Source organism: Sporosarcina luteola (assembly GCF_023715245.1).
Classification (GTDB): Bacteria; Bacillota; Bacilli; order Bacillales_A; family Planococcaceae; genus Sporosarcina; species Sporosarcina luteola_C.
In genome coordinates, this window is sequence record NZ_JAMBNV010000001.1 from 758,277 (window position 1) to 770,749 (window position 12,473).

The 12,473-nt window shown below is 49.1% G+C and carries 12 protein-coding genes; all 12 read left to right on the forward strand.

Going from position 1 to position 12,473, the window contains the following annotated elements; translation table 11 throughout:
- Window positions 1–9: 9 nt before the first annotated feature.
- The 12 genes from M3152_RS03460 to ilvN all read left to right on the forward strand — a co-directional run bounded on the left by M3152_RS03460 (window position 10) and on the right by ilvN (window position 12,463).
- Window positions 10–495, forward strand: coding sequence for a TRAP transporter small permease (locus tag M3152_RS03460; protein ID WP_251693801.1), 486 nt, complete (start codon window positions 10–12; stop codon window positions 493–495).
- Complete coding sequence (locus tag M3152_RS03465; protein WP_251693802.1) at window positions 492–1,811, forward strand: TRAP transporter large permease; 1,320 nt, start codon at window positions 492–494, stop codon at window positions 1,809–1,811. Before M3152_RS03460 ends, M3152_RS03465 begins: the two co-directional genes overlap by 4 nt.
- 12 nt (window positions 1,812–1,823) lie before the next feature.
- Window positions 1,824–2,582, forward strand: coding sequence for an SDR family NAD(P)-dependent oxidoreductase (locus M3152_RS03470; protein WP_251693803.1), 759 nt, complete (start codon window positions 1,824–1,826; stop codon window positions 2,580–2,582).
- Window positions 2,575–3,048, forward strand: a complete 474-nt coding sequence (locus tag M3152_RS03475; protein ID WP_251693804.1) for a PPC domain-containing DNA-binding protein — start codon at window positions 2,575–2,577, stop codon at window positions 3,046–3,048. Before M3152_RS03470 ends, M3152_RS03475 begins: the two co-directional genes overlap by 8 nt.
- Window positions 3,049–3,053: 5 nt before the next feature.
- Window positions 3,054–4,535: a class I adenylate-forming enzyme family protein gene (locus tag M3152_RS03480; RefSeq protein ID WP_251693805.1), complete on the forward strand. Its 1,482-nt coding sequence runs from the start codon at window positions 3,054–3,056 to the stop codon at window positions 4,533–4,535.
- Window positions 4,532–5,665, forward strand: a complete 1,134-nt coding sequence (locus M3152_RS03485) for a thiolase C-terminal domain-containing protein (RefSeq protein WP_251693806.1) — start codon at window positions 4,532–4,534, stop codon at window positions 5,663–5,665. The genes M3152_RS03480 and M3152_RS03485 overlap by 4 nt, the downstream gene beginning before the upstream one ends.
- A 4-nt stretch (window positions 5,666–5,669) precedes the next feature.
- Window positions 5,670–5,975, forward strand: coding sequence for a Zn-ribbon domain-containing OB-fold protein (locus M3152_RS03490; RefSeq protein WP_251693807.1), 306 nt, complete (start codon window positions 5,670–5,672; stop codon window positions 5,973–5,975).
- Window positions 5,976–6,040: 65 nt separating this feature from the next.
- Complete coding sequence (locus tag M3152_RS03495) at window positions 6,041–7,012, forward strand: bile acid:sodium symporter family protein (RefSeq protein ID WP_251693808.1); 972 nt, start codon at window positions 6,041–6,043, stop codon at window positions 7,010–7,012.
- An 83-nt stretch (window positions 7,013–7,095) separates the two neighbouring features.
- Window positions 7,096–7,638 (forward strand): IseA DL-endopeptidase inhibitor family protein, encoded by a 543-nt coding sequence (locus M3152_RS03500; protein ID WP_251693809.1) that lies wholly within the window; start codon window positions 7,096–7,098, stop codon window positions 7,636–7,638.
- A 539-nt stretch (window positions 7,639–8,177) separates the two neighbouring features.
- Complete coding sequence (gene ilvD / locus M3152_RS03505) at window positions 8,178–9,845, forward strand: dihydroxy-acid dehydratase (protein WP_251693810.1); 1,668 nt, start codon at window positions 8,178–8,180, stop codon at window positions 9,843–9,845.
- Window positions 9,846–10,223: 378 nt separating this feature from the next.
- The gene (gene ilvB / locus M3152_RS03510; protein WP_251695236.1) at window positions 10,224–11,951 is read left to right on the forward strand and encodes an acetolactate synthase large subunit; all 1,728 of its coding nucleotides are present in this window, start codon (window positions 10,224–10,226) and stop codon (window positions 11,949–11,951) included.
- A complete protein-coding gene (ilvN, locus tag M3152_RS03515) occupies window positions 11,948–12,463 on the forward strand; it encodes an acetolactate synthase small subunit (RefSeq protein WP_251693811.1) in 516 nt (171 codons plus the stop codon). The genes ilvB and ilvN overlap by 4 nt, the downstream gene beginning before the upstream one ends.
- Window positions 12,464–12,473: the final 10 nt, after the last annotated feature.

The following is a 12,473-nucleotide window of genomic DNA, read 5'->3' on the forward strand; positions in this document are numbered from 1 at the left end:
GGAACATGAATGGAGAGAGTGATTAGCAGATTAGAAGAGTGGATTGTTGTAATCGTTTTGTCCATCATGTCCACAATCGCTTTTGTCAACATAGTTTCAAGGGGATTCTTAGGCTATTCGTTTTCCTTTGCCGAGGAAATCACAGTGAACTTGTTCGTAGCACTTACGTTTGTCGGGACAGCCATAGGTGTGCGCCAATACGCACACCTAGGCTTTACATTGATTTATGATTTAGCGAATGTAGTTGTGAAAAACATCATTACGATTCTCGTTGGCGTCTTGATGTCGCTTTTATTTGTCATTCTTGTCTATTTCGGGATTCAAATGCTTTTATTCCAAGTGCAAATGGGCCAGAAAACACCTGCACTCGGATGGCCGCAATGGATATTCTCCATGGCAATGCCGATTGGAGCGGCTTTGTGCCTGTTCAGGACTGTGCAAGCGACGATCAAAGAGTACCGTGAGCAAAATGGGAAAGGGGAGCAGGCGCTATGATGGCTTTAATATTATTTGGTCTGTTTTTCTTGCTCGTCATGCTTCGGCTGCCGATCGCGGTGGCGCTTGCCATTTCATCCATTGCTGTACTGTTCACGGGCAGCGGGATGTTCGGCCTTGAATTGGTCGCTGATATCATGTATTCAAGCGTGTCGAAGTTCACGTTGCTTGCGATTCCGTTTTTCATTTTGGCGGGAGTCATCATGGAACAGGCTGGCATTTCGAAAAGGCTGATTGAGTTTGCACAAACGTTGGTCGGCCATCGGAAGAGTGGAATCGTTTTCGTCACTGTCATGACGGCGATATTCTTTGCCGCGATTTCAGGATCGGGCCCAGCGACAGTTGCTGCAATCGGTGGAATTCTCATTCCGGCAATGGTGAAGAACGGTTATAAGAAAGAGACGGCTGGAGGACTAGTGGCAAGTTCAGGCGCGATTGGTATCATCATTCCTCCAAGTATCGCTTTCATCGTGTTTGCCGTAGTTGCTGGCGACCAGATACCGGTATCGATTGGACGATTATTCATTGCGGGCATCATCCCGGGATTATTGCTTGGCGGCGGATTCATTCTTGCTGCAATGTATGTCAGGTGGAAACAGGAACGGACGGAAGGCCCTATTGAAGGGTTTGTTCGAGAGAAGGCAACAGGTAAAGAGCGTTTGAGAGCGTTTGTAAGTGCTTTTTGGGGATTAATGATACCTATTATCATTTTAGGTGGGATCTATGGCGGATATTTCACACCGACAGAAGCTGCAGTAGTCGCAGTTTTTTACGGTCTATTCGTCGGCTTCGTCATCTATCGTGAACTGAACTTGAAGAAACTATACGATATTTTAGTCGCAGCATCGGTACAGACAGCGACCGTCATGTTCATCGTAAGTGCGGCATCCGTCTATGCGTATATCATTACGACGGAGCAGATTGCGAGACAGATTTCCAGTGCGATGCTCGGTATTTCGGAAAACCCGATCATCATCCTATTGCTTGTCAACGTATTACTGTTGATTGCAGGAATGTTCATCGATGCAATTTCCGCGTACTATATTTTCATTCCGATTCTATTGCCGATCATGCTCTTCATGGATGTCGATCCGACCGTTTTCGGTGTCTTCATGACAGTCAACTTGGCAATCGGACTCTTCACACCGCCTGTAGGCTTGAACTTATTTGTCGCGGCGGGCATTTCGGGGACATCGATCGGCAGGTTATCGATAGGGGTTATGCCGTTCATCGTTTCTTCGATCATCATTCTGCTGCTAATTACCTTCGTACCGCAAATATCTACATTTTTGCCGGATTTATTAAACGTCAAATAGGGGGAGTTTGGCATGAAACTTAAGGGGCAAACAGCAATCATAACGGGAGCGGCGAGCGGCATAGGAGCCGAGTCCGCCGTCCGTCTTGCTAGAGAAGGCGCGAATCTCGTCCTGATCGATTTGAATCCTTGCAGTAAAACAATCGAATCCATCCAATCGGAGTATCCGGACTCGAAATTGTTGGAATGTCTAGGCGACATCCGAGATCCCGAATTCGTCAAAGCCGCTGTCGCACGTGCCTCAGATTCATTCGGGGAACTGCATATTTTAGTGAACAATGCAGGGACTTGCGGAAGGCTCGGAATCGACAATACTCCGCTCGATATTTGGGACCGTGATATGGACACGAATGTGAAAGCTGCATTCCTGTTCATGCAGGCGGTCATTTACCCGCATATGATCGATCAGAAGTATGGACGGATCATCAATATCAGTTCCATCTCAGGAATTAATGGCGGTGTCACTTCGGGAGATGACGCTAATGGACGATCCGGTCCGGCATACGCAGCATCGAAAGGGGCGGTCATCGCCTTGACGAAATGGGCGGCAAAGGAATTGGGTTCCCTCAGCATTACTTGCAATTCAGTGGCACCGGGGGCAACCGAGACGGGAATCACTTCTGGCGTTCCATATGACGTCAGCCAGCAAGCCGTCAAACGGATGGGGACTCCTGCCGATATTGCGGAAGCCGTCCTCTATTTCGCATTGCCGGAATCGGGATATACGACCGGCCAAGTGTTGAAGGTCGATGGAGGTTATAGCTTTGGATAAGCGGATACAAGCCGTGCATGACAGGAAGTCAGATCGGATTGCCGGGCGATTCATGAAAGGCATCGATCTGTTTGAAGGGATCAAAGGCGTCTGCAAGGAGTTCGGGGTGGAGGCAGCGCAATTTCAATGTCTGGGGTCGCTTGAGTACGCAACATATGTCCAATTGGATCGAAAAGAAGATAACACGCTGTACTATTCATCGGAAACCGTAACAGATACGCCGGTTGAATTGCTGTCGGGGACCGGCTTTGTCGGTCTCGACATGGAAGGTAAGCTTGAAGTCCATTTCCACGGGATGTTCGTCGACTGTAATAAGAATTTGAACGGTGGGCATTTCATCGACGGCAAGAATCCGGTCGCCGTCACGATTGAGTTTGCCCTCTTACCATTGAACGGCATCCGTATGCAACGGGGGCTGGATGAGATTTATGGCATTCCTGTATTTCAATTTAGGGAGAAGGAGTGAGGGGCATGGAAACATTGGGGAAGTTAGCAATGAAATCGGCCATCGCTTATCCGGACAAGGTGGCTGTGAAGGATAAGGATCGGTTACTTACATATCGGGAAATGATGGAGCGGGTTTTCGCCCTGACAGCCTATTTCCATGAAACAGGGCTGAAGAAAGGTGACCGTGTCGGTATCCTTATGGCAAATCGACTTGAGCATATTGAACTTGACGTCGCTACAGCGCTCACGGGCGTCATTAAAGTCCCATTAAATTATCGGCTACATCCGAAAGAGCATAACTACATGCTGAAAGATGCCGATGTGTGCCTTGTCATCGGGGATGCGGAATTGATTGAACCAATTGGAACGGATGTCGCCGTACTGAAAATTGGAGAGGACTATGAGCAAGCCGTAAAAGCACACCTCGGAAAACAATATATAGAAGAAATCGGGGAAGACGATCTGTTCGCGATCATGTATACATCGGGAACGACGGGCAATCCGAAAGGCGTCATGCTGTCACACCGCAATATGATATCGGGTGCTTTGTCGCTTGCCGTCGCTTGTGGTACGGACTATGACGACATCATCGGGCATGTCGCGCCATTGACACACGGCAGTAACTTCCTTTCGCATGTCGCCTGGCTGTATGGATTGACGCAAGTCGTATTCGATAAATTCGAACCGGAAGAATTCGTCAATGACTTGGCGAGGGAGCGAGTATCGACGATTTTCCTTGTGCCGACGATGGTGAACTTGATGATCCAACACCCGAATTTTAACCCGGTGAAACTGTCGACGCTGAAAACGATCAATATGGCAGGTTCTGCGATTGCAGCTAGCAAGCTAGAACAGGCATTGTCGCTCGTCGGACCGATTTTCGCCCAAACATACGGACAAGTCGAAGCACCGATGTGCATTACAATGATGCCGAAGAACGAAATGAGCAACAGGCTGGAATCATGCGGCCGCACAGGGCTCTTCGTCGATATGAAGATTGTCGATGACGAAGGGAATGAAGTCGCTGACGGAGAAGTGGGCGAAATCATCTGCAAAGGATCTCTCGTCATGCAAGGCTATTGGAATAATAAGCAGGCGACGGAAGAGACATTGAAGGACGGATGGCTCCATACAGGCGATCTCGGTTGGAAGAGCGCCGAAGGGTATCTTCATATCGTCGACCGCAAAAAGGACGTCATCATTTCGGGAGGCGTCAATATCTATCCGCGTGAAGTGGAGGAAGTGCTTAACTTGCATAACGGCGTGAAGGAGACTTGCGTCATCGGCGTGCCAGACGAGAAGTGGGGAGAGAATGTCATCGCCTACGTCGTCTTGAACGGCACGGTGGAAGTGACGGAAGAGGAGCTTATCGCCTTATGCATCGAAAACATGGCAAGCTTTAAAAAGCCGAAAGAGATTCATATCGTGGATGAACTGCCAAAGAGCTCGTACGGAAAAATCCTAAAACGGGAACTCCGGAGCAAGCATGAGGAGGTCAAGGCATGACGAATGTATATGTCCATGGAATCGGAATGACGCAATTCGGTACGTTCGTCGACAAGTCAATGAAGGAATTATTGTTGGAGGCATGCATCAAGGCATTAGAGGATGCCGGCAATCCGAAAGTCGATGCTGTCTATGTAGGGAACTTCATGGGAGGCGCCATCTATAACCAGGAAATCCTTGGTGCGATCGTCGCCAATGAATTGGGGCTAGGATTCATTCCGACAGCGAAGGTCGAAGGGGCTTGCGCTTCGGGTGGAATTGCATTGCGGCAAGGCATCATGGGCATCTTGAGCGGTGAATATGAAACGGTGCTTGTTGCGGGGGTGGAAAAGATGAAGCATGCGTCCACTTCCGAAGTGACACAGGCAATCAATGCAGCAATGGACAACGATTCGAATGAAAAGCAGGCGGGATTGACGTTCCCAGGCTTTTTCGGCGTCTTGGCAAACCGGTACTTTTATGAAACAGGCGCATCGAAAAAACATTTGGCGATGGTAGCCTTGAAGAACCGCGAGCATGCACTCAATAATCCGCTCGCGCAATTCCAGAAACCTGCGACGCTCGATGAAATTATGAATGCGCGCATCATTACGAATCCGTTAGGCCTGTTCGACTGCTCGCCGATGACGGACGGTGCAGCTGCGCTCGTCATTTCGAAGAAGAAATCGGGCGTGCATATCCGTTCATCCGCCCAAAGCTCGGGCCCTACGCAAATGCAGGACGCTGATGATCTGTTATCCATCCCGGCCATCAGGGAATCGGGCCGCCTCGCTTATGAAAAAGCGGGTGTTGGGCCAGAAGATATCGATGTCGTAGAAATCCATGACTGCTTTTCGATGACGGAAGTGCTCGCCATCGAGGAATTGGGCTTCTTCAACAAACGCGAAGGATGGAAAGCGGTCGAAGAGGGACGGACGAAATCGACTGGAGACAAGCCGGTCAATACGAGTGGTGGCTTGCTGTCACGTGGCCATCCGATTGGTGCGACAGGAATCGCGCAGATATATCACCTTGTCCGGCAACTTCGTGGTACTGCACCGAACCAAGTGGATGGGGCAAGGCTTGCATTGGCTCAAAATTTGGGCGGCACAGGTTCGTATTCAACGGTGCATATTTTGGAGAGGGTGTGAAGACATGAAAATTTTCAAATGCAATTCATGCGATTACGTAAGTGTCTCATCAAAATACACATGCCCGCAGTGCAGAACCGGCAAGCTTGAAGCACAGGAAGTGTCTCCGATAGGAACGGTCTTCAGCTTTACGGATATCCACATCGCACCCGCCGAGTTCGCGGACATCGCCCCTTATACGATCGCGCTCATCCAGCTTGACGAGGCGAATGTGAAAGTAACCGCGAGGATGGATGACCCTGTACAAATCGGTGACAAGGCCGATTTGGACAAAATGGAGAACGGCGCTTATTTATATACGAAATTATGACGACTTGTGCTTGGAATCGGTTAGTCGATTCTAGGCGCAGGTCTTTTTGTAAAGGAGGAAATCCGTTGAAAGCATTGCAAGTGGCGACAGGAATCGTATCGAAATATTTGCCGATATGGATTGTCCTTCTGTCCTTGATCGCGTACTTGGCACCTGACTTTTTCATTCCGATACGCAGTTTGACAGGCGCCGGGCTCGGAACGATCTTCCTTCTCATGGGGCTATCTTTGTCGACTGATAAACTGATGGCAGTAATCAAAAAACCGAAATTCGCATTTCTCGGCGTCTTCCTCAAGTGGACAATGACAGTCGGCGTTTCGATAGCAATCGCGTACCTGTTCTTCAAGGACGAAGCGGAAATTGCGACAGGCGTCATCTTGGCGGGGGCGGTACCGAGCGGCACATCCGCCAATATCTACACATTCATCGCAGGCGGCGAAGTGGCGTTAAGCATCACGATGGCTACGATGGATACATTCATCTCGCCGGTATTGACGCCTACGCTCGTGCAAGTGTTTGCGGGAAAGTTGATTCCAATCGCATTTTGGCCGTTGTTCCTTAATATCATTTATATCGTGTTCATTCCGTTGTTGGCGGGATTGTTCATTCAATGGAAGTGGACAAAAAAGGTGGAAGTCATCAAACCGTACACATCCGTCCTCTCCCAGCTCGCGTTGTTCGTCGTCATCCTGTCGGTCATTTCGAGTGCCCAGCAATCATTGGAGCAAAATCTTTCGGTGCTGCCTCTCGTATTCGCAGCAGTCATCCTCCAAGTATGCATCCCGATGGCTGGCGGCTATTTCATCGCGAAGCTGCTGAAGGTGACCGAACAGAACGCCCGCGCAATCCTCTTTCATACAGGTATCTGCAACACTGCGCTTGCCGCGACTCTTGCGATGGAGCACGTCAGCTCGCTCGCCGCTGTTCCCGCCGTCGCCAATATGGTCGTCAACCTGACAGTCGGGGCGCTTGTGGCAAGTCTGTTTGAGAATAAATTCAAGTTGCAAAAGACCGATTCCGTTGCAGTGAGGGAATGAAAAACGCTGAAATCGCCATCTCGGCGTATGCGGCAACCTGCTAGTTCATACGTTTAAGTATTAGCCAGTCAGGGGGTTGCACAATGAAAAAGAGGACAATGAACATAGTCGCGGTCATTTTACTATTGCTCACGACATCGGCTTGCGGCGGGAAACGATCAATCGGCCAAGCCGACCTAACGCCGAAGGGTGCCGTGGAACTTGCAACCGCATGGACCGGATCGGCCGCAATCATCCAGGCCGGCGGATTGTATAAGGAAGGCGAGTACAAGACATTCGCCCATAAAGGATTGGAGTACCGCTATTTAGCCGCCCACTTGGATTCTAAAAAGAAGATGAAGGCTGAACTTCAAAAGTTCGTGACGAAGAAGAAAGCGAAACGATTCATGAAAGATAATGGCATCTTAAAGCACAAAGGAAAGTTGGCTTCACCCGAAGTGGAAGAAGCGCCGGGCTCTCTGCACCAATGGGAGATTGCGACAGCTAGAGAGATAAAATCGAAAAAAGGCAGGAAGACGTTCGAACTCACTGTCCCGATTGGCGACACCCGAACCGCCGAGACGATCATCGTAAGCTACGACTACGTGAAAAAATCCGGATGGCGGATCGATAAATTCAATGAGTAACGGAGAAGGGCACCATTATCTCAACATGGGCGAAGCAAAAAGCGCATAACTTCCTGCAAGCACGCATAAATACAAATACTGACGCATAAATCGCTCCAAATGCGCATAAAAAATTTTTATGCGTGTTTGTGGCGATTTATGCGTTCCTGGAAAGACTTATGCGCCTATTTTCAAATTTATGCGCTTTTGCCATTCAGCAAAAGCGCTTTCGAATTTTCTCTCGAAATCTTACTAAAAGTCTTCAGGCCACCGAACCCATTTCGCTCACTAGCCAAATTTCCGCTCATCAATCACCAACGTCAACAATAAAATAAAAAATATTTTCAGATAGTCATAATTCCTATAATATGCAATATATCGCACATGTAAGCGGATACAATATAAACCATAATTCATAATTGAACAATAATTATAAAAAGACGGTTGACGTAGGTGAAAATACGATATATGATAGCAACAATCTATTTAGATATGTGATTCATTTCACGCAATTCATTTAGTTTGACAGCTTTTGGATGATTTGATTAGGAGAGATAGCAATGAGAAGTGACATGATTAAAAAAGGGATTGACCGTGCGCCTCATAGGAGTCTCCTTTACGCAACGGGTGTTAAAACGAAAGATTTAGAGAAACCTTTCATCGGTGTATGTAATTCATATATTGATATTATTCCGGGCCACAAACATTTAAATAAATTTGCTGAAATTGTAAAAGAGGCAATTTGGGAAGCCGGAGGGGTTCCATTCGAATTCAACACGATCGGTGTAGATGATGGAATCGCGATGGGGCATATTGGAATGCGTTATTCACTGCCGAGCCGCGAACTGATTGCGGATTCTGCTGAAACGGTCATCAATGCTCACTGGTTCGACGGAGTGTTCTACATTCCGAACTGTGACAAGATCACGCCTGGCATGCTCATGGCAGCGGTTCGGACGAATGTCCCTTCCGTCTTCGTCTCAGGCGGACCGATGGAAGCGGGCGTCTCCTCATCAGGTTCACCGCTTTCCCTTACATCCGTATTTGAAGGGGTCGGAGCATACAAATCGGGCAAGATGACGGCGGAAGAGCTTCTTGACATTGAAGCTAATGCATGTCCGACATGCGGCTCGTGCTCAGGAATGTTCACCGCGAACTCAATGAACTGCCTGATGGAAATGCTAGGAATGGCGTTGCCGGGCAATGGAACAATTGTCGCAACATCCGATGAGCGTCACAAACTGATCAAGGAAGCGGCTAAGAACTTGATCCGCATGGTGAAAGAGGATGTCAAACCGCGCGACATCATTACGAAGGAAGCAATCGATGACGCATTCGCACTAGATATGGCGATGGGCGGATCGACCAATACGGTCTTACATACATTGGCGATTGCGCACGAGGCGGAAATCGAATATAGCGTCCAGGATATTAACACAGTTGCCGAACGGGTTCCGTACTTAGCGAAAATCATGCCGGCATCCGATATCTCGATGGATGACATTTTCAAAGCAGGCGGCGTCAGTGCCATCATCAATGAACTAACAAAAATACCTGGAGCCATCCACCCGGATCGCATCACCATCACAGGAAAAACGATGAGGGAGGACGTCCAGGATTATCATATTACAAACGATCAAGTGATTCGGACGAAAGATAATCCGTACAGTCCGGTAGGCGGCTTATCCGTCCTATTCGGAAATATTGCTCCTGAAGGCGGAGTCATCAAAGTCGGGGCGGTCGATCCTTCCATCAAGCAGTTCACTGGTGAAGCGATTGTCTTCGAATCCCAGGAAGCTGCGCAGGAGAATATCGACAATGGCACAGTCCGTGAAGGGCATGTCGTCGTCATCCGCTACGAAGGTCCGAAAGGCGGGCCGGGCATGCCGGAAATGCTTGCTCCGACATCTTCCATCCAAGGAAGAGGCCTAGGAACGACAGTGGCGCTCATTACTGATGGCCGGTTCTCTGGGGCATCCCGAGGCATTTCCATCGGCCACATCTCACCGGAAGCGGCTGAAGGCGGGCCGATAGCATTAGTCGAAGATGGAGATATTATCGATATCGATTTGACGAACCGAACAATCGAGCTGAAAGTGTCAGACGAAATATTGGCAGCGCGCAAATCGAAGCTACAGCCATTTGAACCGAAAATTAAAAAAGGCTATTTGGCCAGATATTCAAAACTTGTCACGTCTGCAAGTACAGGCGGAGTAATGAAAATATAACAATTCGATGATGGGGCAAAAGGGGATAGATCCTTGCATTCACAGAGAGCCGGTCGTGCTGGAAGCCGGCAATGCAACTATCCGCGATATCACCCCGGAGTGGACTGCTGAAAGGGAAACCGAGTAGGCAATCCCGGGCTCGTGCAAGATACGGGCTCGTTATCAGCGAATGGACCTTAACGTAATGGGTCCATTCACGAGGCGGCTAATGTCGCGAACAAGGGTGGTACCATGAAAAGCTTTTTCATCCCTTATACGAAGAACGAGGTTTCTTTGTGTGGGGAGAAAAGGCTTTTCTTTTTTTAATAAAAATTAACCATTAGAAAAGTAAGGAGGAGTTCGTATATGAGTGCGGAAGTTCAAACGAAGCAGGCAGTTATGGAAATGACGCCGAAATCTCAAGACGAAAAACAGAATAATCAACCGATGGATGGTTCTGCGGTCTTGATTCAAGGGTTGAAAGACCAAGGTGTCGAAGTCATTTTCGGTTACCCTGGAGGTGCCGTCCTACCAATTTATGACGCATTATACAAGGATCCGATTCCCCATGTGCTTGCCCGTCATGAACAGGGAGCCATCCATGCAGCGGAAGGCTATGCGCGAGTATCCGGCAAACCGGGCGTTGTCATCGCGACATCAGGTCCGGGCGCGACGAATCTGGTGACGGGGATTACAGATGCAATGATGGATTCATTGCCGCTCGTCGTCTTCACTGGACAGGTGGCAAGCACCGTCATTGGGACGGATGCATTCCAGGAGGCCGATATCATCGGAATTACGCAGCCGATCACAAAGCATAACTACCAGGTGCGAGACGTCGCGGACCTTCCGAGGATCATCAAAGAAGCATTCCATATCGCTTCAACAGGAAGACGCGGTCCGGTTGTCGTTGATATTCCAAAAAACGTGGCTACTGAAATCTTCGTCACGAAAGAGGAACGCACTTCTGAGGTGAATCTGCCGGGCTACCAGCCGACGACCACTCCGAATTACTTGCAAATACAGAAAGCGGCCGAAGCGATCCGATTTGCACGGAAGCCACTCATCCTTGCCGGCGCGGGCGTATTGCACGGCCAGGCGATGGAAGAACTGAAAACATTGGTGGAAACAAAACGGATTCCAATCACGAACACATTGCTCGGACTCGGCTGCATCGCCGGTAACCATGAGCTGTTCCTAGGCATGGCAGGCATGCACGGAACATACACGGCGAACATGGCAATTAGCGAGTGCGACTTATTAATCAACGTCGGTGCCCGTTTCGACGACAGGCTGACAGGAAATCTGGAATCTTTCGCACCGCATGCAAAAGTCATCCATATCGACATCGACCCTGCGGAAATCGGAAAGAACGTCCCGACTGAAATCCCGATCGTGGCGGACTCGAAGGAAGCATTGCAAGCATTGCTTAACCAGGAATTCAATGTGCCGGACACCGAAGAATGGCTCGCATACTTGAGAGGTATGCAGGAAGAAGCACCGTTATGGTACAACATCGACGAGCACGAATTCCTGCCTCAGGAAGCGATTCAAATGATTCACCGCATTACCGAGGGGGATGCAATCGTTACGACGGACGTCGGACAGCATCAGATGTGGGCTGCACAATACTATTCATTGAACAATCCCGACTTTTGGGTCACGTCGGGGGGGCTTGGAACGATGGGCTTCGGATTCCCCGCTGCAATCGGCGCGCAAATCGCGAAGCCGGATGAAAGGGTAGTCGCGATCGTTGGCGATGGTGGTTTCCAAATGACAGCGCAGGAGCTATCTCTTCTCCAAGAGATGAGAATCCCGGTAAAAGTCGTCATCTTGAATAACGGAGCTCTCGGAATGGTGCGCCAATGGCAGGAGACGTTCTACGATGAACGCTACTCACAATCATTGATTCCAGTCCAGCCGGATTTCGTCAAGCTTGCGGAAGCATATGACCTGAAAGGGTACCGCATCACGAAAAAAGAGGACGCTGAACAAATTTTCCGGGAAGCCCTTCTGTCGGATGAACCAGTACTCATCGATTGCCGGGTGAAAATGCTGGAAAACGTCTATCCGATGGTTGCCCCAGGAAAAGGACTACAGGAAATGATCGGGGTGAAGAGCAAATGAGAAGAGTCATTACAGTGACGGTAATCAATCAAAGCGGGGTGCTGAACCGAGTGACTGGATTGCTCATGAAACGGCAATTCAACATCGAAAGCATCACAGTCGGGCATTCCGAACAGCCGGGCATGTCAAAAATGACATTCATCGTCCATGTGGAGGATGAACGGAAAATCGAACAGCTACTTAAGCAGCTGCAAAAGCAGATTGACGTCATCAAAGTGAATGACATCACTGATAAAGCAATTGTCATGCGGGAGTTGGCGCTAGTGAAAGTCGTCTCTCCGCCGCATGCGCGCAGTGAAATCAATAGCATCATCGAACCGTTCCGCGCTACGGTCATCGATTCAGGGAAAAACGTCGTCACGTACCAAGTGACCGGCGCCCCTGAGAAAATTGAGGCATTCATCGATCTCGTAAAACCCTATGGCATCAAAGAATTGTCAAGGACCGGAGCAACGGCATTCACCCGTGAAATCCAAAAAGTCAATTCACCACAGTTATCCATTTTAAAATAAGTACTAATAA